23 protein-coding genes and 1 riboswitch are annotated in these 22034 nt (G+C 58.3%); of the genes, 3 read left to right on the forward strand and 20 right to left on the reverse strand.

Features of this window, described 5'->3' with window-relative positions:
• Positions 1 to 18 precede the first annotated feature (18 nt).
• The 3 genes from B5D39_RS01340 to B5D39_RS01350 all read left to right on the forward strand — a co-directional run bounded on the left by B5D39_RS01340 (position 19) and on the right by B5D39_RS01350 (position 2712).
• The gene (locus tag B5D39_RS01340) at positions 19 to 1221 is read left to right on the forward strand and encodes a hypothetical protein (RefSeq protein ID WP_078788582.1); all 1203 of its coding nucleotides are present in this window, start codon (positions 19 to 21) and stop codon (positions 1219 to 1221) included.
• Positions 1222 to 1272: 51 nt separating this feature from the next.
• Complete coding sequence (locus tag B5D39_RS01345; RefSeq protein ID WP_078788583.1) at positions 1273 to 1959, forward strand: tetratricopeptide repeat protein; 687 nt, start codon at positions 1273 to 1275, stop codon at positions 1957 to 1959.
• A 144-nt stretch (positions 1960 to 2103) separates the two neighbouring features.
• Positions 2104 to 2712, forward strand: coding sequence for a hypothetical protein (locus B5D39_RS01350; protein ID WP_078788584.1), 609 nt, complete (start codon positions 2104 to 2106; stop codon positions 2710 to 2712).
• A 240-nt stretch (positions 2713 to 2952) separates the two neighbouring features.
• Here the strand turns inward: B5D39_RS01350 and B5D39_RS01355 are convergent, their stop codons facing one another.
• The 20 genes from B5D39_RS01355 to B5D39_RS01450 all read right to left on the reverse strand — a co-directional run bounded on the left by B5D39_RS01355 (position 2953) and on the right by B5D39_RS01450 (position 22032).
• A complete protein-coding gene (locus tag B5D39_RS01355; protein ID WP_078788585.1) occupies positions 2953 to 3681 on the reverse strand; it encodes an ABC transporter ATP-binding protein in 729 nt (242 codons plus the stop codon).
• A complete protein-coding gene (locus tag B5D39_RS01360) occupies positions 3678 to 4643 on the reverse strand; it encodes a FecCD family ABC transporter permease (protein ID WP_078788586.1) in 966 nt (321 codons plus the stop codon). Before B5D39_RS01360 ends, B5D39_RS01355 begins: the two co-directional genes overlap by 4 nt.
• Before the next feature lie 175 nt (positions 4644 to 4818).
• Entirely contained in the window at positions 4819 to 5649 is an 831-nt protein-coding gene (locus B5D39_RS01365; RefSeq protein ID WP_078788587.1) for an ABC transporter substrate-binding protein, read from the reverse strand.
• A 3-nt stretch (positions 5650 to 5652) separates the two neighbouring features.
• Entirely contained in the window at positions 5653 to 6681 is a 1029-nt protein-coding gene (locus B5D39_RS01370; RefSeq protein WP_078788588.1) for a TonB-dependent receptor domain-containing protein, read from the reverse strand.
• Positions 6653 to 7546: a TonB-dependent receptor gene (locus B5D39_RS01375; protein ID WP_078788589.1), complete on the reverse strand. Its 894-nt coding sequence runs from the start codon at positions 7544 to 7546 to the stop codon at positions 6653 to 6655. Before B5D39_RS01375 ends, B5D39_RS01370 begins: the two co-directional genes overlap by 29 nt.
• Positions 7547 to 8199: 653 nt before the next feature.
• Positions 8200 to 9033: an adenosylcobinamide amidohydrolase gene (locus B5D39_RS01380; RefSeq protein ID WP_078788590.1), complete on the reverse strand. Its 834-nt coding sequence runs from the start codon at positions 9031 to 9033 to the stop codon at positions 8200 to 8202.
• Positions 9026 to 10132, reverse strand: coding sequence for an anthranilate phosphoribosyltransferase (gene trpD / locus B5D39_RS01385; RefSeq protein ID WP_078788591.1), 1107 nt, complete (start codon positions 10130 to 10132; stop codon positions 9026 to 9028). The genes B5D39_RS01380 and trpD overlap by 8 nt, the downstream gene beginning before the upstream one ends.
• On the reverse strand, positions 10129 to 11133 hold the full coding sequence (locus B5D39_RS01390) for a zinc-dependent alcohol dehydrogenase (RefSeq protein ID WP_078788592.1): 1005 nt from the start codon (positions 11131 to 11133) through the stop codon (positions 10129 to 10131). The genes trpD and B5D39_RS01390 overlap by 4 nt, the downstream gene beginning before the upstream one ends.
• 100 nt (positions 11134 to 11233) lie before the next feature.
• Positions 11234 to 11450, reverse strand: a riboswitch (cobalamin riboswitch).
• Between the two features lie 38 nt (positions 11451 to 11488).
• Entirely contained in the window at positions 11489 to 12115 is a 627-nt protein-coding gene (gene cbiE / locus B5D39_RS01395) for a precorrin-6y C5,15-methyltransferase (decarboxylating) subunit CbiE (RefSeq protein WP_078788593.1), read from the reverse strand.
• Positions 12097 to 12882: a precorrin-6A reductase gene (gene cobK, locus B5D39_RS01400; protein ID WP_078788594.1), complete on the reverse strand. Its 786-nt coding sequence runs from the start codon at positions 12880 to 12882 to the stop codon at positions 12097 to 12099. Before cobK ends, cbiE begins: the two co-directional genes overlap by 19 nt.
• On the reverse strand, positions 12879 to 13547 hold the full coding sequence (gene cobJ, locus B5D39_RS01405; protein WP_244161320.1) for a precorrin-3B C(17)-methyltransferase: 669 nt from the start codon (positions 13545 to 13547) through the stop codon (positions 12879 to 12881). Before cobJ ends, cobK begins: the two co-directional genes overlap by 4 nt.
• 41 nt (positions 13548 to 13588) lie before the next feature.
• Positions 13589 to 14368 carry a cobalt-precorrin 5A hydrolase gene (locus B5D39_RS01410; protein ID WP_078788596.1) on the reverse strand — a complete coding sequence of 260 codons (780 nt, stop codon included), beginning with the start codon at positions 14366 to 14368 and terminating at the stop codon, positions 13589 to 13591.
• Positions 14365 to 15123 carry a precorrin-4 C(11)-methyltransferase gene (gene cobM, locus B5D39_RS01415; protein WP_078788597.1) on the reverse strand — a complete coding sequence of 253 codons (759 nt, stop codon included), beginning with the start codon at positions 15121 to 15123 and terminating at the stop codon, positions 14365 to 14367. Before cobM ends, B5D39_RS01410 begins: the two co-directional genes overlap by 4 nt.
• Positions 15120 to 16196, reverse strand: a complete 1077-nt coding sequence (gene cbiD, locus B5D39_RS01420) for a cobalt-precorrin-5B (C(1))-methyltransferase CbiD (protein ID WP_078788598.1) — start codon at positions 16194 to 16196, stop codon at positions 15120 to 15122. Before cbiD ends, cobM begins: the two co-directional genes overlap by 4 nt.
• A complete protein-coding gene (gene cobI, locus B5D39_RS01425; protein WP_078788599.1) occupies positions 16193 to 16930 on the reverse strand; it encodes a precorrin-2 C(20)-methyltransferase in 738 nt (245 codons plus the stop codon). The genes cbiD and cobI overlap by 4 nt, the downstream gene beginning before the upstream one ends.
• Complete coding sequence (locus B5D39_RS01430; RefSeq protein ID WP_078788600.1) at positions 16927 to 17715, reverse strand: sirohydrochlorin cobaltochelatase; 789 nt, start codon at positions 17713 to 17715, stop codon at positions 16927 to 16929. The genes cobI and B5D39_RS01430 overlap by 4 nt, the downstream gene beginning before the upstream one ends.
• Positions 17712 to 18398, reverse strand: coding sequence for a precorrin-8X methylmutase (locus B5D39_RS01435; RefSeq protein WP_078788601.1), 687 nt, complete (start codon positions 18396 to 18398; stop codon positions 17712 to 17714). Before B5D39_RS01435 ends, B5D39_RS01430 begins: the two co-directional genes overlap by 4 nt.
• Positions 18395 to 19771 carry a cobyrinic acid a,c-diamide synthase CobB gene (locus B5D39_RS01440; protein WP_078788602.1) on the reverse strand — a complete coding sequence of 459 codons (1377 nt, stop codon included), beginning with the start codon at positions 19769 to 19771 and terminating at the stop codon, positions 18395 to 18397. Before B5D39_RS01440 ends, B5D39_RS01435 begins: the two co-directional genes overlap by 4 nt.
• A complete protein-coding gene (gene cobA, locus B5D39_RS01445; protein WP_078788603.1) occupies positions 19768 to 21177 on the reverse strand; it encodes a uroporphyrinogen-III C-methyltransferase in 1410 nt (469 codons plus the stop codon). Before cobA ends, B5D39_RS01440 begins: the two co-directional genes overlap by 4 nt.
• Positions 21178 to 22032: an energy-coupling factor ABC transporter ATP-binding protein gene (locus B5D39_RS01450; protein WP_244161321.1), complete on the reverse strand. Its 855-nt coding sequence runs from the start codon at positions 22030 to 22032 to the stop codon at positions 21178 to 21180.
• Positions 22033 to 22034 lie beyond the last annotated feature (2 nt).

Consider the following 22034-nt stretch of genomic DNA (forward strand, 5'->3'; position numbering starts at 1 on the left):
TTCGGTGCGGGACGCAGTATGCCTCTGCTCAGATTACTGGCCAGGGGCCACCTGACCGGCAGCTGTAACCGGGCATTGCTGGTGCTGTACTGGATCATTGCGCCATGCCGTCTGGCCACCTTTCCGTATCTGCGATCATTGCTGTCACCGCAGAAATCTTCTGATGTTCAGACCGTAACACCGCCTGATGAGACCTTCCAGATTGCGCATTTGCGTTTGCTGAATGATGCTGCCGAAGGCAGGCCGATTGAATTGGCACAGGTGCTTAGTATTGCTGCAGCATGGCAATCGACGTTCACCAGTGAGAGTTATGCCGCCACCCTTGCCCGTGGCATGGAAGTCGGCGCGCGGGATTCCCATGGTGTTGCTGATGCGATCCCCGAAGAACTGCTGGCCGAGTTGGAGGAGTTAGTTGCAGTAGCAACCGGCGGCTTACCGGAGGAGCTACTTGAAAATTGGGAGGAATGGCGGGAAACCCTGGTGGGAACGCTTGTAATCCGGCTTCGCAGCCGCCTTTTTCAGAAACTGGAAGAATCGGCGGACCATTTTTTTGATGGTGATGCTGAACAGGCGCCCCCATTGCTGCAATGCTGGGATACGTGGCTGGCCATGCATGACGCGACAGAACGGCTCGGCTATCTGATGGGTACTGAAGATGTGGCAACCGCCTGGTACGGTGGTCTCCAGATCACCGCCTGGAACGGCGCCTGCCGGGTATCCAACACCTACGGCAGTAAAGGTAACTGGATCAGTTACCTTATGTTTTCATGGGTGGTCAGGGTAGCCGATATTGTCGAAGATGCAGAAGCGGCCAGAGTCAACCGGAATAACGCCGCCACCTGCGGCATTCCGCTCTACACGACCTTTGAATCGTTCCTGCGTTTGCCACTAAGAATCTACAAATGGTTTCTGGGGTGTCTCATGCGGGTCTGCTCCTTTGCCTGGTGGGGTCGGGAAACACCCCGTTTTTTGCTCAATATACGCAGCGCACTAGTGAACCGCATAACCATTGTACTGCCTGCGGGAGGCGCTGTAGTTGCCGTCTCTATATTCTTGTCTCTATGGTCATTCAGCGATCTTATAGTGAGCTCACTAATGGGGCTTCCGATACTGGTAGCCGGGATCGCCCTGCTCTACATCCTGGCCTTGCGGATAGAGAAGAAACGGCAACGGGAGGGTAGTCACATGGCACCGGAAAAAGAGGCGGAGGAAATAGGCTAAGCGGCGTTCCGGTTGTGTCGTAAATACAGAGTTACCCACAAAGGAAGAAAGATGAGAACTATTATCTTCACCGCGTTGCTTTTGGGAGTGTCTATGAGTGCTTTTGCTGATCTTGAGAACGGAATAAAAGCATATAACGCAGGGAATTTTGACACGGCACGAATTGAGTTTTCAAAAGCCGCGCAAAAAAATGATCCGAAGGGCAAACACTTGCTAGCATCCCTTTATTATCAGGGACATGGGGTGAAAAAGGACATAAAGAAAGCTGTCACACTGTTTACAGAGGCCGCAGAAGGTAATTACGGTCCCTCGCAAGCAAACCTTGGGTTAATGTATCACAATGGAGACGGTGTGGCGCCTGATATGAAGAAGGCAATTCATTATTATGAGGCTGCTGCAAACAAAGGAGATTTACAGTCAACTTTTAACTTGGGCCAGATTTACCGTAAAGGCGAGGGAGTAAATCAAGATATGAACAAGGCCGTTCATTACTACAAAAAAGCCGCCGATGTGGGCCATATCCCAAGCATCAACGAGTATGGCTTACTTTTCGCTCAAGGAACTGGCGTAAGATTAGACTATGTTGAGGCATACGCCTGGATTTCGTTCGCCGCTGCTTCTGGCGACGCCCAAGCCTCAAAAAACCTGAAACAGCTTGAGCAGATACTTGGCGGAGAAGTCAAGAAAGGGAAAAAGAGGGCCGATGAAGTTCGTAAGATGATCCAAAAGAAAGGCTAACCAGCGCCAAGACCGGCCGATAAACCGGCTGGTTACGCTTATGCCGTTAAGCCCCGCAGCTCTCTCCCCATCCACATTATGTTCAAACCATGCGCGTCAAAAGCCGATATGAATGTCATGTATGACATGCTTCAGGAGGCGGATATGGTCAGCTCGGTTGGAACATTTTTGAATCCAGTGCCGGAAACCAAGGCAGGCAATTCTTTTACATCCGCCAGCAAATCAGATTTTGATACCATCCTGGCAAGTCTCAAGCACAATACTGAAAACAGCGCTGCTGCAGAAACGGATAAAACTGATCTGGTAAAACCGGCCACGGTACAGGTTGATCAGGAAGACGAGGCTGCTGCAACAAAAGAGCTGCTAGCATTAATGAAAATGCTGATGTTTGGAAAAATCGACTACAGTGTTCTCGGCAATTCCGATACCAATAAGCAGGTGGCTGACGGTCCTGTGCGGGCCGAGCTGGAGAGGTTAAAAACTGTTATCAGAAAGATCATGGACCCAAGCGGTGAGAGCGGTTCTTCTGATCAGGACAAGCTGTCACTAAAAATCCTCTTTGATAACCTGCCGGACGAAACTAAAGCGTTGTTAAAAAGAGCTTTTCCAGACCTTGAGCAGCTGCTTAAAAAAGAAGAAAAGAAAATTGCCGAAGAAAAGGCGAAGAATGTCGAACAGTTCCTGAATGCTAGTGTGCCAGTAGCCATGAGCGAATACATGCCTGAAGCCGCCGCTGCGAATACCTTCCTCTAATTACGAGACAATGACTGGAATAACCCTAGAAAAAGCAGTCGCACGCGGAGCCCCGGAGACGCGAAGAGTAAAATCGTATGGTTACGGCATGTTATTGTTTCACCTGCAGGGCTGATCCTTGATTTTAGGTAACTACATGATTTTCTCCGCGAGCTTCGCGGCTCCGCGTGAGTAACTGCCGTTTTAAGGATAACTGGGTTTGACTGACTTTTTTATGGGTCAGTTCATGCCCTTCACTCCTTACCCGCCAATCCCCGCCACCTGAAAGCCCGGATCAAGATCAAAGGTTTGCTGCACCAGTTGTTGAGTCAGTATCTCTGTTGGCAGCCCATCGGCCAGTAGCTGCCCCTGGCGGATCACCAGCAGGCGATCCAGATTGCGGGCCAGGATCAGGTCATGCAGTGAAATCATGACCGTCAGGTTGTGGGTCTGGCAGAGTGACCGCAGCAGGGTCAGCAGTTCATACTGGTAGCGCAGGTCTAACCCGGCCAGCGGTTCATCCAGCAGCAGGGTCTTACCCCCCTGAGCCAGGATCATGGCAATAAAGGCCCGCCGTCGTTCGCCGCCGCTGATCTGGGCCAGCGGGGTCTGTTCGTGCCCTTCCAACCCCACCGCAGCCAGCACTTCTTTGCAGGAAAGCAGATGATCTTTGCGGGCTGCAGCACGGCCCATCTCCACCAGTTCACCCACACGAAACGGTAATGGCGCTTCAATGGATTGGGGCAGGTAGCCAAGACGGGTAGCCCGCTCTTCACCCTTCCAGGAACGGACCGGTTTGCCATCCAGCTGAACTTGCCCAACTGTGGGGGTCAGTAAACCAGCGCCCAGCCGTAGCAGGGTGGATTTGCCGGAGCCGTTGGCGCCGATCAGCCCCACTAGTTCACCCTTGGCCAGATTGCAGGAAAACTGCACCACGCAGGGGGCGCTGCCGTAGCTGAAACAGACCTGATCAAACCTGAGGCTGCTCATCGCATACCTCCATTGGTGGCCCGGCGCAGCATGATCAGAAACCAGGGGGCGCCGATCAGGGCGGTGACCACCCCGGCCGGGATCTCCACCGGCGGCAGTACGCTGCGGCCGACCGTATCAGCCAGGCAGAGCAGCATGCCGCCCCCAATGGCAGACAGCGGCAGCACCCGTCGGGCATCAGCACCCACCAGGGCACGCACGGCATGGGGCACCATCAGCCCCACAAACCCGACAATGCCACCCAGGGCTACCGATGCAGCAGTCAGCAAGGAGGCTGCCAGCACCAGCAGGGTCCGTTCCCGTCCCGGCTCCAGGCCCAGGCCAAAGGCCACTTCATCCCCCAGGGCAAGGGCGTTCAGGCCCCGCCTCCGGGCCAGTGCCAGCACAAAGCCGAATAACATCAACAGGCTGGCCATTGGCACCACTGACCAGTCTGCCGCGGCCAGATCACCGGCCATCCAGAGCAAGGCCCGTTTGACCCCATCGGCCTGGGCCAGGGACATGACCAGCATCAGGATGGCAGACAGGAAAAAGCCGATCCCCACCCCGGCAAGTAGTAAGCGCTCTGCTCGTACCCCCCAGGCATCCCGTCCCAAGGAGACCACCACAGCACTGGTGACCAGGGCTCCGGTCAGTGCCAGCAGCGGCACCAGCCAAACCCCGGTCCCCTGGGTTGCCAGCAGTCCAAAGGCAGCGGCCAGGGCAGCACCGCTGGAGGTGCCCAGCACATAGGGATCAGCCAACGGGTTGCGAAAGACCCCCTGCAGAATCGCTCCGGCCACACCCAGTGAGCCCCCCATCAGCAACGCCACCACAATTCTGGGCAGGCGCAGATCCAGCACGATCTTCAGTTGCAACGGGTCAAGGTTAAAGGGATTAATGGTCTGTTGACCAAGGGAGAGCGACAGCAGCAGGACCACACCCAGGCAGCCCAGCATGATGAACAGGGGATGGCGTTTCATGGATAACAACACCTAAAACGGTAGATTGCCGCAAAAGATCGCAAAGAGTTAAAAGAAAACAACTTGTTATAAAATAAAAACAGTCGGGCAAAGCAGTAACCCAAAACAATACTGAAACACCAATAAGATCTTTGTGTTCCTTGCGTTCTTTCGCGGCTGAAACAGTTTTGGAGGTTCATGGTTTACCGCCTTTATGAGCCAGTTCCAGGCAATGCCTCAGCTCAGCGATCCCTTCCGGGATGCGGGGGCCGGGGCGGTAGAGGGCATCGCTGACCATGCAGACCCGGCCTTGTTTGACAGTATCCAGTGAATTCAGGTGCCCCAGCATCCGCTTCATCGGTCCGGCCAGTTTTTCCCCCTGGCCTGCAATGATCAGCTGCGGGTTGCGGGTGATGACCGCCTCCAGTGAAAGCCGGGGATAACCGGAACGGGCATCACTGGCGATGTTGCTCATACCGGACAGTTTCATGGCATCATCCAGCATGGAACCGGGACCGGCAGCCACCAGCGGGTCTGGCCAGATCACAAACATGGTCTTGACCGGCGAAGTGGTTTTAAGCGGTTTCAGTGACTGCTCAATCCGGCTTGCCAACTGGTTTGCCGGTTGTTGTACCCCAAGATCGCTACCCAATTGCCTGACTGCCGGTGCCAGCTTGTCCAGACGGGAACCGTGGAAGGTGACCGTCCTGATCCCCAGTTTTTGCAGCCGTTTAGCCAGCTTGGAGCCGATTCCCTCTTCATCCACCAGCACCACATCCGGCTTTAGGTTCAGCACCGCCTCCAACGACGGGTTGGCCGGTCCCCCCACGGTAGGCTTGCCTTTGATCGAGGCTGGCCGGTCGCAGAAGGTGGTTACCCCCACCAGATTTTTCTCCAACCCCAGCGCGCAGGCCATCTCGGTCAGGCTGGGTGCCAGCGAAACGATCCGCCTGGGCGGCTCCCCGGCAAAACCGGGGAGCGCCACCAGCAGGATAAGGCAGCTTATGCAGAGACATAGCTTTTTCATCAGTTAAAACGATACCTTTACGCCGCCATAGGCACCAATGCCGGGGGTGCCATAACCGGCCACCTCTTCATATTGGCGGTCAAACAGGTTGTCGACACGCCCGAAAACCTGCAGATTTTTGGTAATATCGTAGGAACCAGCCAGATTCACCAGCAGATAGTCTTTCATCTTTTGGGTGTTTGAAGCATTGGCATAGCGAGTGCCCACATAGACCAACCCAAGATTGACGTTCGCCTTTTTCAGGAAGCTGTAGTTGATGTCAAAGCTTGCCTTGTTCTTGGGGCGGCGTACCAGCTGCTTGCCGCTGATGTCATCCCTGGTCTCCAGATAGGTGTAGGACACCTTGAAGGTCAGGTCATCCACCGGCTGCAGTGCGGCGGTCAGCTCTAGCCCGTGGGTGTGCGCCTTGGCAATGTTGTTATATTTATAGGTGTTCATATCAAAATCAATCATCTGTGAATATTCATTTCTGAACCAGGTGGCCCCCAGGGTGGTCTTCATAAATGGCAGACCCTGCTCTACACCAACATCCCAGCCGATGCTCTTGTCCGGTTTCAGGTCCGGTGAGCCGTAGCTTGAATAAAGCTGGTACAGCGAAGGTGCCTTGAAGCCAGTGCCGTAGCTGCCCTTCAGTCTGGTGTCAGTCTGTTTGATCAGGTAGGCAGTGGTGAAGCGGTAGGTGGCCTCAGTGCCAAACTTGCTGTGATCATCCACCCGAACACCGAAGGTGGAGAACCAGGCATCGAACAGATTCAGCTGATCCTGCAGATAGACACCGGTGGTGCGGGCAAATTTTTCATCAAAATTATTAGTCCCCCATAAACTACTATAAGAGTCAGTTTTGGCATTGTCTTCAGATGTCTCAATGCCAAGCACCAGAGTGGTTGTTTTGTGCAGTTTCAGGGTATGCTGCCAATCCAGTTTGACGCTCTGGCCATGGAACGAACTGCGAAGAATTTCCAAGTTTGTATTATCGAGGTCATTGTCATCACGCCAGCTGATATCACTGAACGATACCCCCCAGTTTCTGATCCCACATCCCGTTAAACAGTGATAACCAGCCCTGACTGCGGAAAAACAGTTCGTCTGACTTCATGATGTGGTTCGGGTCGTCTTTACCCGCGCCGCCGCCGTTGTCAACCGAGGTACGGGAGCGGTCATAACGCAGGGTCAGGTCGATCTCCGAATTGCTGGTTGGCGTAATGCCCAGTCGTCCGGCCACTGCTGTGTTCTGATAACCGTCCCGCTCTGTGTTGCCGTAACGCTCAGCTGCTGCAGAAACACCACCCGTGTCCAGCCGGGAAACGCTTAGCGAGTACTGCAGCAGGTTGGTACCGCCATTGATACCGGCGTTTTCCCGTGCCGTGGCAAAGGAACCGCCCTCTGCAGACAGAAAACCTTTCAGCTTGCCATCGCCACGTTTGGTGATGATGTTGATCACCCCGCCGATGGCGTGGGAGCCGTAGAGGGTACTCTGTGGACCACGCAGGATCTCGATCCGCTCAATGTTGTCGGTGGTCAGGTTGGAAAAGTTGTAGCCACCACCACTGGAAGAGGGGTCATTCATCTCGATGCCGTCAATCAGCACCAGGGTATGCTCTGATTTGGCCCCACGCATGAACACGGCTGTGGTGCCGCCAAAGCTGCCGGTGCGGACCAGATCCAGCCCCGGCACCATCCGCAGTGCATCGGCCACGGTCCGTTTTTGCTGCTGCTCAATCTCCTTGGCAGTGACCACGGTTATCGAGCTGCCCACCTGCTCAATCGGCACCTCATCACGGGTGGCGGTAACCACCACCTCACCCAGTTGTGTGGTCTTTTCCTCTGCCACTGCAGATCCACAGACTGCCAATACCAGCCCCAATGCTACCGCATACTTCTGTCTACTGCGTTTCATCTACTGCTACCTCCCTCGGGTTATTCAGATGGAGCGGTCTTCCGGCTTAACCGGGTCATCAAAAACTGTTGCGGAGGCTGTCTACTGCGTTGCGCGGTGCTCACTCCCTCGGCTACCTAGCTTGGTATGCCTCGGTCGTTGTGTTCCATCCAGCCTTCCTCTCGACGTTTTTATGTCCCGGTATGGGCACCCTACTAGTCCGCCTTCCCAGTTTCCCAGTGGCTGTACCCTCCGCTTCCATTTTAAGGCGCTGGCTGCGTTGGCTTCGTCGTCGGCTTCCTCAACGTACTTTGTAGTACGCCTTCGTCGCCTCCTCCTTGCCGTCTTGCCATCATCCTTAAACTGAAAACGGAACTGACTTGGGTTGGACGTTCGTTCCCTTCACGGCTGCGGGGCAGCGGGGGCATTTAACCCCTCTTCCTCAACTCCATCTGTTGTGAAAATAAACTATGTTTGAAGCATTAACAGCTTAACGCAGAGATGCAGAGCTGCGGAGATGCAGAGAAAAATCAATAAAATTGTATAACTTTTCTGGTTTGACGGCTTAATTCCTTAAACTTTATGTTTCTCTCTGCGAACCTCTGTGTCCTCTGCGGTGAACGGTTTTTATAGGATGCTTTTCTCTGTGCCTCTGTCCCTCATGCCTCTCTGCGTTAAGGTTTTTTCTTCAGCTTGAATCCGTTCTGCTTTTCCAACGCCTCCAACACTGCCTGATGTACGGCCTTGGCAATCAGATCACCGATCCGGCTGTGGCCACCGCTGTAGGTGACCTTGGGGCCGGTGGTGCCGCTTACTACAATTACGCTGTCGGTGCCGGTGCCGGTGGCCTGCACCCCTTTGGTGTAACTGCTGGTCACCTTCAGATCTTCCAGCGCTGTGGTTTTAGCCTCGGTGATGGTGACCACGGCCCGGGCCAGGGCTCCGTCGGTTAAACGTGCATTGGTCAGCACAATGATGTTGATGGTGCCGGCTGGCGGGTCGGATGGCTCGATATTGGTACCTTCGTCAACACCGGCCCTCAGGGCATTACTTTTTGCTCCGGCCGTGACCAGCGCTGTCACGGTAAAAGGTGGAAATTGTTTGGTCACTACAGCCAGGTTATCCATATCCGCTGCCGTGCCCACCAGGGTCAGGTCTGCAGGCTGCAGGCCCAGTTTATTAGCGATCATCCCTTTGCGTTGCTGTTCATAGGTCTTGCCACCGCACTGCAACTTGGTGGCCAGCTCAACAGCCAGTTTCTTCCAGAGCAGGGGATGGGCGCTATGGTTAATCGCTCCCAGGCCATTGATGATGCCGTCGCTGGTGGAGAGCAGGTGACGCCGCTCGGGTAGTTGTACAATCAGGCTCTTCTCCCAGAGACCGTCCCGTTCAGTCTTCAGTATCCGGGCGGTTGCACCGAGTTCGGGCGGTAATGTCAGGTTGGCTGCGAACAGTGGTGCAGCCATGAGCAGGCAGATGATTGTCAACATCGGGATGATTTTACGCATTGCAGTCTCCTTTTTTTACCCGTTCAAACCGCTCCAGCCCGACTTCAGCGTTGCTGTTCTGGCAGGCAACCCACTGCTGCAGTCTGCTCAGGGCTGCACCGCTAGCCAGGGTTTCCTGTGCCATGGTAACCCCCTGTTTCAGATCCGTCGCCTTACCGGCAGTCCAGAGCAGCGCACCGGCATTCAGACTGACAAATTCCTCGCAGGCACTGAAACGACCGGTACCGCTAATAACCTGCATGAAACGCCGGATCTCGTCTTCCCGTGCGTTACAGGCGGCAATCTCCTCACCGCGACGGCAGGCCAGCCCCAGATCTTCGGGGACGATGGTGAACTGTTCCTGCTGTTCTCCCTGAAAGCGGCAGACCGTTGAAGGGCCGCAGATTGACAGCTCATCCATCCCCAGGCCGCTGGTCTGATCAATGCCATGTACCACCATGCCCTGTTGGTAGCCGATTTTGGCCATGACCGCTGCGGTGGCAGGTACCATCTGGCGGCTGTAGACCCCCCGTAGCGCCTGACGAGGGCGGGCTGGATTGGCCAGTGATGCTGCAATGTTAAGGGTTGAACCAAAGCGGATCTGGGAGAGGATGCGCCCCAGGCCACCGGGGTGGATGGCCGGGGACATGCCGTTAAACAGGCCGATTCCGGCCTGACGGATGCTGTCGGCCACCTGCGCAGGGGCACAGTCCACATCAATCCCCACTGCTTCCATAATATCCACGGTGCCGCAGCGTGAGGTAATGGCCCGGGCACCGTGGCGCGCCATGACTACCCCGTTGGCTGCCCCTACAATGGCAGCGGCGCTGCTGACGTTGAAGGTCTTGAAGCCGTCCATGCCGGTGCCGGAGTTCTCAAACAACCCGTCCGGCAGATCTTCCGGGTGGATCGTGTCAAACTCGTCAATGGCCTGCCAGGCCCCGGCGATCTCGTCAACGGTTTCGCCCTTGGCGGTCAGTGCTGCCAGCAAGGCCCCCTGCTGCAGTTGACTTTGCCGGTCCAGCATCAGTTCACGGAACAGCAGATAGCTCTGCTCCTGTGTCAGGTCCTGTTTCTCAATCAGCAGCTGAATCTGTGCACCAAACTGTTCAGGGGTCATGGTGTGCAGGCCTCCGGGTAAAGGTGGATCTTCATGCACTGACGGCTGGCCACCAGCTCAAGGGCTTCAGCCAGTTTAGACAGCGGCATCCGATGGCTGATCAGGTCACCTACCTCAAGCCTGCCGGACTGCAGCAGGGCGATCGCCTGTCTACCGTGACGGTAACAACAGCCGTAGGCCCCCACCACCGTCTGCTCCAGATAGTGCAGTTGGTTGAAATCAGTAGTGATAGCAGGGGTTTCTTTTGAGAGTCCGGAAAAGACCACCAATCTGCCACGGGGCGCCAGGCGGGTCAGGGCCTGTTGATAGGCGTCATTATTGCCGACCGCCACCACGCAGACATCAAACAGTTGCTCAGGGGGCTCAGCTACACCCTTCGCCAGTTTTCTGCGTTGTGGGTCCGGTTCAATCACGGTGGGCAGGGCATCGTAAGCGGTTGCTGCTCTGGCCAGCAACTGTCCTGCCGGACCGCCGCCCCAGATGGCAATGGTCTCAAAGGGAGCCAGTCGGGCCAGTTCCAGTGCATTCAGGCAGCAGGAGAGTGGCTCGGCAAAGACCGCCTGCTCATCACTCAGCCCTTCCGGTAAGGGGATCAGGCTTTTCAGTGGCGCAACCACGTAACCGGCAAAACCACCATCGCGATGGAAGCCCATAATCCGCATGAAGCGGCAGAGATTTTCAGCTCCAGCTTTGCAGGCCGGACAGCTGCCGCACCATTCACCGGGGTAGACATAACATCTCTGATGTAAAAGAGTTGTGTCGCATCCCGCTCCCAGCGCTACTACCTCCCCCACCACCTCTTCACCGGGAATACAGGGCAGTACCAGATCACGATGTCCGACCTGGATGATCTTCAGGTCAGTGCGGCAAAGACCGGTTACGGTGACACGCAGCAGCACCTCACCCGGTCCCGGTTGGGGAACCGGACGCTGTTCAAACTGAAACGAGCCGATCTCACGCACGGAGACCGCCTGCATGGTGGCGGGTAACGGTTGGGGCATGGCCGGACTACCGTAACCTGTTGGTTGAATTGAATTTGTTGCTGGAAGCTGAAAAGATTTCCGGCGCGGATTGCTGCTGGTTGTACATGTGTTGCCTCCCCCGAAGCCTACGAATGGAGCGGTGTTCCGGCTCAGGGCGACCTACTTGCCCGCCTTCCCAGGATAATATCCCAGTGGCTGTACCCTCCCCGGAACTGGGTTGGGTTGGACGTTCGTTCCCTTTACGGCTGCGGGGCAGCGGGGGAATAGCTCTATAACAAGCGGCACCCCTCTTCCGCGCTTCCATTCGGTTTTTGAAATGATCGGCAGTATGGTTAGCCTTTTTAGCGTGAAAAAGCAAGCCCTGCAGCGGGGGTTAAGGGGCGTGTCGCAGTAAAATCAGGATGTTCAGATCTGAGCAGGGGAGCTGTAGCAGACTGGGCAGGTCGGTGCAGGTAGATTTTTCCGTGGGCAGCCCCAGGTCTTCACAAAGCCATGCCGTGCAGGGGGCTGATTCCTGTTTCAGCAGTTCCCGGGCAATCACCTTTGGGCTGTTCTCCTGATCAGTCAGGATGCAGACTTTGTCTGCCGCAGCAATCCTGTCAAGGATATCACCAAGTTTTCTGCCGTGGGCCGATACCACCAGCGCATCATCCCAGGGTTCTTTGATCATGGCAAAGGCGTATTGTATGCTGGAGATATTACTGATGATTCTGATCCGCTGCTTGGGCAGGTGGTTCAGCAGGAAGCGCCCCACACCAAAGTAGAGCGGGTCACCGGAGGCCAGCATGGCGGCCCTTTTGGTGGTCGTTTCAAGCTGGTGCAACAGATCAGGCAGTTTTCCCAGAGGGATCTTCTCGCCAGGATGTTCAGAAAACAGCGCCAGATGGCGCGGGTGGCCGATCAGCAGTTCTGCCTGCATGATCGCCTTGCGGGCGGCGCCGGTCAGGCTATCCAGGCCGCCGATCCCCATGCCGATTAACGTTATTTCCGGTTGCTGCATGATTGCTCCAGGTGTGTTGCGATTGCGGTAATGATCTCGGTGATGGTGGTAAACGCCTCACAACCGCCCAGTTGCTGCGGCTGATGGATCAGGATAACCCGGCAGCCGGTCCGTCGGGCCGCCTCCAGTTTTTCCGGCAGGCCACCGGCAGCGCCGCTGTCTTTAGTCACCAGAACACCGATACCAAGCCGGTTGATCAGCTCTGCAGTCTCCTGGACGGAAAAGGGGCCGCGGGCTGCAATGATCTGATCAGGTTCAAGTCCGGCTGCACGGCAGGCCTGCTCCGATTCCGGGTGAGGCAGCACCCTGGCAAAGAGCGGAATACCGGCAGCTTGAACTGCCGCCGTATAGGGCAGCAGATTGCGGGAACCGGTGGTCAAGAGGATCGGTCTGCCAAGGGAAACCGCCTGCCGGGCTGCCTCGTGATGCCCGCTTACCCGGACCACCTCGTCTTCGCGGCAATCGCAGGCCGTGCGTTGCCAGCGCAGGCAGGGGATACTGACGGCGGCTGCCGCTGCCCGGGCGGTTGTGTGGGCCTCGGTTGCAAAGGGATGGGTGGCATCCACCAACACTCTGACCTGCTCCTGCCGGAGCAACAGCTCCATCTGTTGCTGATTCAGGCGGCCATGACGGCGCATAAGCAGCGGGTGCTCCGGCAGATCCAGCGGAACGTCGGTTGCCGTTGAAATCAGGGTCTGCCAGCCCTGGGCTGCACAGGCTGCGGCCAACGGGGCCGTCTCGCTGGTACCACCCAACAGCAGGATCACAGGCGGTAGCCCCGCGCCGTAACCAGCATACCGTTTAGCTCACGGGTGTCTGAATTGCCGATAATCACCAGCGAACGCATGGTGATGGTCTGCTCCAGCAGGTTGCCCAAGGTGGTCAGGGTAGTGGTTTCATCCGCTGCACTGGCTGCGGTGACAATCCCCACCGGGGTGGCTGCCGGACGGTGGCGCAGCAGGATCTCCACCGCCTCTTCCAACTGTCTGACCCGCTTGGTGCTGCGGGGGTTGTACAGCGCCAGTGCCATATCGGCCTGGGCCAGCAGTTCGATCCGTTGCCTGATCCGCTCCCACGGAATCAGCAGGTCGCTCAGGCTGATACAGGCATAGTCCAGCATCAGCGGCGCACCCAGACGGGCCGCTGCGGCATTGGCCGCAGAGACACCGGGGATGATCTCGATGGTGCACTGAAAATCGTGGGCCTGGGCCAGTTCCAGGGCCAGACCGGCCATGCCGTACACCCCCGGATCGCCGGAAGAAACCAGCGCCACCGTCGCTCCTTCTGCGGCGCGGCGCAAGGCAGCCATGCAGCGTTCCCGCTCCTGCTTCATGCCGGAGACGATCAGCTCCTTGCCGCCAGTCAGGTCAGCCACGGAGTCTATGTAGGGGGTGTAGCCCACCACGACGCTGCTTCGACTGATGGCCTGCACAGCCCGTCCGGTCCGGTCAAGGGGGGCGCCAGGGCCCAGCCCTACGACAAACAGTCTTCCTGCGCCACCGCCACGGTGACCCCCTGTATGATGGTTTTGGGTAGTAGTAATTGTGTTCTCCTTCCGGCCAGAAGCGCTGCCGGTTCTGCAACCGCCGGTAGCCCGACCCTGGTTTGTACAAAATCGGAACGGCTAAAACAACGGGCCGTTCCCCTGATCTCTGCAGAGCTGATGATCCGCAGTGGCAGCCCCAGCCTGTGCGCCGCCTGCAGCAACCCTGCCTCATCCGCTTTCAGATCTGCCGATGCCAGCAGACGCACCTGATCCATCCGGCAGCCTGCCAACTGCACCCCTTCGGTAACGGCTGCCATAACCCGCTCCGCCGCTGTCCCCCGGCGGCAGCCGATGCCAACGATTATCCGCTTGAGCGCCTCAGATGAGGTGGTGATGACCGGCTCTGCTCCGATCAGATTAGCCAGCCGCAGGGCGCAGTCATTGGCGCCCCCTTCATGACCGGAAAGCAGGCTGATTACCCAGCGGCCGTGCAGATCAGTCACCACCACTGCCGGATCGCTCAGCTTGTGCTGCAGCACCGGGGCCAGCGCCCGCACCACCACCCCGGCAGGGGCGGCATAGACCAGCTCACGGTAACGATTGAAGATCTCGGCAGTCAGCGGGATGATGGCGCTGAAAACAGTTACATCGTCAGGCAACTCCGGCACTGCCTGATGAACATACAGATCCGCCTCCGGCTCATGGCAACGGATCTTTTGCAGCAGGGCCAGTCCTTCTGCAGACAGGGTGATCAGTGCGGTCTTCATGGCGTTGTGGCGTTGCGGTATTCGTGAGAAAATCCGGCATCATACAGCTTTGATACCGGGATGTCGCGCCCCAGGGCATGGCCCACCACAATCAGTGCGGTCTTGCGCAGTCCGGCCTGGGCCGCCTGCTGCGGGATATCCGCCAGAGTACCCTTCAGGATCTGCTGATCCGGCCAGGAGGCGTGGTACACCACGGCAACCGGGCAGTCCGGGCCGTAGAACGGGCTCAAGGTGGCGCATACCTCATCAATCTTGTGGGTTGAGAGATAGATACAGAGGGTGGAACAACTGGCCGCCAGTAAGGCCAGATCCTCTTTTTCCGGCATCGGTGTCCGCCCGGCGGTGCGGGTCAGGATCACGGTCTGGGACACCTCCGGTGCGGTCAGCTCGGCCTTTAGCGCAGCGGCAGCGGCCTGAAAGGCGCTGATACCCGGCACCACTTCATAGCTGATGCCGTATTGATCAAGGGCGTTCATCTGTTCGCGGATCGCACCGTACAGGGCCGGTTCGCCGGAATGGAGCCGAACCGTAGCAAGCCCCCGCTTTGCGGCATCCCGCATGACCGCCACGGTCTCTTCCAGAGTCATGGCTGCAGAGTCATGACGTTCCGCATCAGGCGGCAAGAGGGTCAGGATATCTGGATTTACCAGCGATCCGGCATAGATACAGACCGCTGCCTGCCGCAACAGCCGTTCCGCCTTGCGGGTCAACAGCTCCGGGTCGCCCGGTCCGGCGCCAACAAAATATACCATCATAGAAGAGATTCCTTTCCTTGCCAGGCGGTGAGGTCGCCACTGCTGCCCAGCCGGTCACCGTTGTTATCGGTCAGCACCACCGCCACCGGAAAAGCGGGGGCAAAGGTGCGGATAATTGAGGCCACAATCGCATCGGCCAGGCTGTTTCCCAAGATCAGGCGAGCTGTTGGTGTAAGGGCCTGAAACAGCCCCTCCACCGTGGGTGTCCCGTCCGGCGCCGTGCCGAACAACTCAGCACAGCGTCCGGTTACCAGCGGCAGGGCAGAATCGGAACGGGCAGAATGGGTATCCCACTGACCAGCCGCCAGCTTGACCAGCTTGCCGGGGTGCCCCAGCAACAAAAGCCGTTCAAGGGGTTCGGTTACAGCCAGCTTCAGCAGATAGCCCCACTCATTGCCCACCTCCACCAGTTGGTGTTCCCTGATCCTGCACTGCCGCTCGGCTGCCCGTGCCCCGATATGCCCCGGCACCAGGATCGGATCGTTGATGCCGCAGGCCAGGGTGATGGCAAAGGAACAGCGAATGGTCTCCTGCACCGCCTCGTGGCTGAAAGGCCGCACCCGGCCGGTGGTGCCCAGTACCGACAGCCCCCCTGTAATCCCCAGACGGGGGTTAAAGGTTCTGGCGGCCAGCTCTCTGCCGCCGGGAATGGCAACGGTGATGACCAGCCCGTCCCTGGTTATCTGTCGCACCGCCTGCTCGATCATCCGGCGCGGGGCCGGGTTGATGGCCGCTTCTCCGGGAGGGATTGCCAGGCCGGGCAGTGTAACGGTGCCGACCCCTTCACCGGCCTGAAACCTGATTTCGCTGCCGGGACAGCGGGCAACCGTTACCACCACGGTGGAACCGTGGGTCACATCCGGGTCATCTCCGGCATCTTTCCTGATTGATGCGCTGCAGCTTTCATCACCACGGGACAGACCGGCAACCGGCAACTGCACCGGACTGCCGTCCGGCAGGATCAGTTCAATACAGGGAGGAACCGGCTGACCATACAGCGCCAGGGTGGCCGCCTGTGCGGCGGCAGCGGCACAGCAGCCGGTGGTGTAGCCTCCTCGCAGCTCCTTACTCACTCCCAGCCTTTCCGTCCCAGTTGCACAATCACGGTGGACATATAGCCCATTGCATCCGGCAGGTCGTCGGTCAGGCGGTTGATGATCACTTCACGCCCCTCCTGTTCCACATGGCAGACCAGTCTGGCCCGCTCCAGCAGGCCCTGCCGGGTAAGCAGTTCGGTCAACGCCTTCAGACGAGGTCCCACCTTGTACAGCACCAGGGTTTCACATTGCTGTAGCGCTGCTTCAACCTGTTCCAGCCGGACTGCAGGCATCAGGATCAGGCGGTCATCCTGAATGGTCAGGGGATCGCCGAATCGGGCAGCGGCGGCCTGCATGGCGCTGATGCCCGGCACCAGATGTATCCGTTCAGCGGGCATCCGTGTTGCCAATGCCTCCAGCAGGTAGGCGCTGGTGCTGTAGAACAGCGGGTCGCCGATGGTGATCTGCACCACCGACTGTCCCTGTTTGCAGCGCGTTGCAGCCAGATCGGCAGCATCGGCCCAGCACTGACGGGTTGCGTCCTGATTGCGCTCCATCGGGTAGCTGTTTTCAATCAACTCCTGTTGGTGCAGCAACGGTCGAATGGCGGTAACCGCCAGACTTTCATCGCTTTTACTGGAGCGGGGGGCGATGATGACGTCGGCAGTCTCCACCAGCCGGGCAGCCCGCAGGGTCACCAGATCCGGCGCACCCGGCCCGACCCCCACCGCATAAAAATGACCGGGCAACGCCTGTTCAAATGGGTTCATCGGGTTCCTCCAAATCCGCCGCTGATGGCGTTCTCAAGATGCTGACCGTACAGTGCAAGTATCTGTTCATTCATGCCTGCCGGACCGCTGCAGGTGGTGACGCCGGCCCCGACCTGAGACTTCCAGGAGTCCTCTTCATCCCCCATGATGTCGTTCATGACATGGTCACCTGCCACCAGCATCAGCGGGATAAAGTGGACCGCACCGCAAGTCTGGGCCATTTCCCGCGCCCTGTCCAGGGGCGCCGTGCCGGGGTTGTCCCCTTCAACGGTGGCCACCATCACCTGGGGATTGCGGGCCTCGATCAGGGCGGCAAACTGTCTGATTTCATGATTGAACTGATCGTGCTGTTCATTGCCGTGGCAGCCGATCACCGTGGGAATCCCAACCGGAATTTCCGATTCAAGGGCGCTGATGACCGCTTCAAGATCCTGTTCTGTGGTCAAAAGCGGCGTGGCGCAGACGGTTTGCAACTCCGGTTCTGCGGCAATGGCAGCGGTAATCTTGCCGAATTCCTGTCCCGGCACGATCAGAAACGGCAGCACCGCCACCCGGCTGAGCCCCTGCTGTTTGAAATCAGCCAGCAGCTCCGGCAGGTTGGGCACCGCAATCCCCCGCTCTTGCAATCTGCGGATCACCATTTGAGAGGTAAAGGCACGTTTGATCGTCATCTGCGGATAACGGGCCGCCATCTGTGCTTCAATCCAGTCATAGACCTTCAGGCCCGCATCGGCGGTGGTGCCAAAAAATACCAGTGCCAATGCCTGGTTGGTAGTGGTGGTCATGGTTCTTTCCCTTCTTGCTGGTTGGCGATGGAACAGACGGCATGCAGGGTTGCCACTGCCAGCGGAGATCCGCCCCGTCTGCCGGTTATGGCGATGAACGGCACCCCAAGCTCCATCAACTCTTCTTTGCTTTCAATCACATGCACAAACCCCACCGGCATGGCCACCACCAGCGCCGGTCTGATGCCTTCTTCAATGATCATCCGGTTCAGTTCCAGCAGCGCCACCGGCGCGTTGCCGAACAACAGGATGCCGCCGTCCGCCATGCTGCGGGCCTTACGCATGGCAAACAGGGAACGGGGCAGGCCGCTCTGGCGGGCCTCTTCCGCCACATCGGCATCTGCCACATGGCAGCAGACCGATTCCGGGCCGTAGGCCGGACAGACCGAGCGCAGGCGGGGTAGCGACAGGCCGGAGCGGATCATGTTGGAGTCGCTAAAGACCGGTCTGCCTGCCTGCAGTGCTGCTGCGCCTGCCGTCAGGGCATCGGGAGAAAAGCGGATCAGCTCGGTCAGACCAAAATCAGCAGTGGTGTGAATCAGGCGACGTACCACCTGCCACTGGTCAGGTAGAAAGCCATGTTCCGGTGCAAGTTGGTCAATACAGGCAAAGGAACGCTCTTCAATCTGCTCGCCGCTTAACGGCCGGGCCAACAGCGAATGAAGCAACGGTGTACGGGTCATAGAAAACTCCTGCAGGTCTGGACAAAACTGGCGGCTGCTTCAGGGTGGGCGGCAAACTGCAGGTGAAGGTAGCTTGCCAGAATTCCCTGCTGGGCATAGCCGTCCCGGCTTGGTTGGGTGGTTCGACGTTTCATAACCAGGTACGGGCGTACCGCGGTCTGACCGGTTTCTTCAATAATCTCTGAATAGTGGAACTCATGCCCCCGCAGGGTCTGACCGGCGTTTCCCAGCAGGCAGTCCTGGGTCAGGGTGGCTTCAACATAGCCTAACGCCTTCCGTCTGGGCAGCATTCTGGTCCAGAACGGCAGCAGTCCGGCCATCTGGTGGCGGCTGCCGTCCAGCAGTTCAATCCCCCGGGACAGGTACATCAGACCGCCACACTCCGCATAGAGAGGCCTGCCGGTGGCGCTGAAAGAACGGATCGCCTCCAGCATCCGGCCATTGGCGGCAAGTTGCGCCCCATACTCTTCAGGATAGCCGCCCCCCAGATAGATCCCCTGCAGGTCAGGAGGCAGGCCGTGATCCAGAAGCGGAGAAAACGGCACCAGCTCTGCACCCTGGGCCGCCAACGCCTCAAGGTTGTCCGGGTAGTAAAAGTGGAAGGCCACGTCTCTGGCAATGCCGATCCTGACCGGTTGGTGCGATGCTGCGGCCTGCAGCTGTGGCGGGAGGTGCAGCGTTGGCGCAGCAGCAGCCAGTGCCAGAATGCTGTCAAGCTGCAGACTGCATTCCACCTGATCAGCCAGTTCAGCCAGCAGGGTTGGTGTCAGCAGGTCGCTTCCGGCGGTTACCAGCCCCAGGTGGCGGCTGGGCAGGGCGGGCAGCCCGTTACGCGGTACCGCCCCAATCAGGGGGGGCAAACCTGCCGACTGCAGGGCATCCGACAGCATGGCGGCATGGCGGTCGGAACCGGACTGGTTGGCAATGACACCGCTGATCTCCACCCCGGCCTCAAAACCGCAGAACCCCCGAACCACGGCAGCCAGACTGCGGGCAACTCCGTGGCTGTTGACCACCAGCAACACCGGCGCAGCAAGCCAGCGGGCGATTTCAGCGCTGCTGCCTGCGGATGTTGTGGCATCGGCGCCGTCAAACAGCCCCATTACCCCTTCAACCACCGCAATGTCGGCATCGGCGGACTTTTCTGCAAACAGCCTGCGGACGTAATTTTCGCCGCACATCCAGCCGTCCAGGTTGTAGCAGGGCCTGCCGGATGCCAGGGCTAGCCAGGTGGGGTCAAGAAAATCCGGCCCCACCTTGAAGGTCTGCACCTTGAGCCCCCGGCGGGTAAGTGACGCAACCAGCCCCAGGGTGAGGGAGGTCTTGCCGACACCGCTGCCGGTACCGGCGATCATGATGCGGGGCAGGTTCATGCTTCGGTCCCGCTTATGGTGACGCAGGGAAACCAGTCCATGGCCGGAATTACGTTTACCACATCCCCCACCACCACCAGACCGGGCCGCTCGGGCCGGTGCCGTTCTGCCAATCCGGCAATGGTTGCCAGGGTGCCCAGGTAGCGGGTTTGGGTTGGATGGGTGCCTTTGGTGATCAGCGCCACCGGCGTGGCAGGAGCCCGGCCGCAGCGGATCAGGTTTCCGGCAATTTCCTGCAGCACGGTACTACCCATCAGCAGTACCAGGGTGTCCGGCCCCTGGGCCATCCGCTGCCACTCCTGATCCGACAGCAGTTCGCCTTCCTTTTTATGCATGCTGTAGAAACCGACCGATGAGGCGAATTCACGATCGGTTACCGGGATGCCGGCATAGGTCGGTGCTGCCAGCGCGCTGGTGACACCGGGGATGATCTCAAAGGGGATACCGTGCTTGGCCAGCAGACGGGCCTCTTCTCCCCCCCGGCCAAACATCAGCGGGTCGCCCCCCTTCAGGCGTACCACCGCAGCGCCGGTTGCAGCCTTTTCCAGCATCAGATCGTTGATTTCAGCCTGTGTACGGCAGGTGCCTCCCTTATGCTTGCCCACATCAATATGCTCAGCATCCGGGCAATACTGCTGCAAAAACAGCGGGTTGGCATAGCCGTCGTACAACACCACCTCTGCCTGTTGCAACCGCTCCGCACCTTTGACGGTAATCAGACCGGGATCGCCGGGTCCGGCGCCGATCAGGCAGACCGGCTGGATGGTTGTTGTGGCGGCCTTGATCCCTGCTGCGGCAGCGAGCAGCTCGCGGGCCTCTGCATGGTTGCCTGACCTGATCAACGACAGCGCCCTGCCGGAACAGCGGGACAGTGCCCGCAGGCCGCTTTTGCGCTGCTGTTGCGCCAGTCGTTGCCACGCTGCAGAACCACGGATTTCCTCTGTCATGGCACCATATACGCTGTATGCCTCGTCGTAGCGTGCTGCTGCCTGATCACGCAGCATGCGGCTGAAGGCCGGATTGACACCGTCGGTGCCAAAAGAGACGGTCAGCGTTCCCTGTCGCAGGGTGGCAGGCAGAAAGAAATCACCGGCATCGGCCTGATCGGTACGTTGCGCCAGAACGCCCAGTTTCTCAGCATCAGCAAGCACTGAAGCATTCACCTGCTGATCATCGGTGGCGGCAATGGCCAGAAATATCCCTGCCAGCAGACTGCTATCATACGGTTGGCAGAGACAGGTTACCCCGGCCTGCTGCCAGACCGGATCATGGCAAAAGGCAGGCGCAACAGCGGTGACACGTGCTCCGTACTCAAGCAACTTCATGCACTTGCGCGCAGCAACAAGTGATCCGCCCACAATCAGGCAGGGGCGGTTATCCATCTGGATATGGATCGGGAGAAACATTTAAATGCTCCTAACAGATACAGACTGTTGTCTGATCAAGGCGGTCAGTTCACTGATACTGCGGGGTGGTACTGCTTCTGCAGGGATTAACCGCTGTTCAAGCAGACTCTGGTAGACCGTGATTACAGCGGGGATGCCAAGGGCCTGTCCGGAAAAAAGATGCAGCAGATCCGGTAACTGTCCGGTCTGGAGGGCATGCATGCAGCTTCCGTTGGCAAGCAGCAGCATCTGGTCTGACCAGCGGTAGATGAAATCGATGTCATGGCTGGCAATGATGATGGTCATGCCGCGCCGGTGCAGGGTTTCAAGGATCGCTTCAAGTTCATCCTGCATCGGTTGGTCAAGTCCGGCCATCGGTTCGTCAAGTATCAGCACCTCCGGCTCCATTGCCAGCAGACCGGCGATACACACCCGCTTTTTCTGGCCATGGCTTAATGCATGCACCGGCTTGTCGGCATAGGCACCCATGCCGACCGTCTGCAGTGCCGTCGCAACCCTGGCCCGCACCTCTGCTGTCCCGAGCCCGAGATTGATCGGGCCGAAGGAGACATCCTCCTGTACGCTGGCAGATAACAGTTGGCTGTCGGGGTTTTGAAACAGAAGCCCCACCTGCGAACGAAGCCGCTGCAGGCCTAAGCGGCTATAATCAAGCGGCAGGCCGTTAAAGCAGACCGTTCCGTCAACAGGTCGAAGAATACCGTTTAGCTGCAACAAAAGAGTGGTTTTGCCGGCTCCGTTAACCCCCATAACCGCAGTGCGGCTGCCGCGTCTGATCGTCAGGCTGCACTGGTCAAGCCCGTTGCTGCCGTCAGGATAGCGGTAGCTGACGGCAGCAAGTCTGAAAAGTTCAGGCATGG

Origin of the sequence: Trichlorobacter thiogenes (assembly GCF_900167465.1) — a bacterium.
GTDB lineage: Bacteria > Desulfobacterota > Desulfuromonadia > Geobacterales > Pseudopelobacteraceae > Trichlorobacter > Trichlorobacter thiogenes.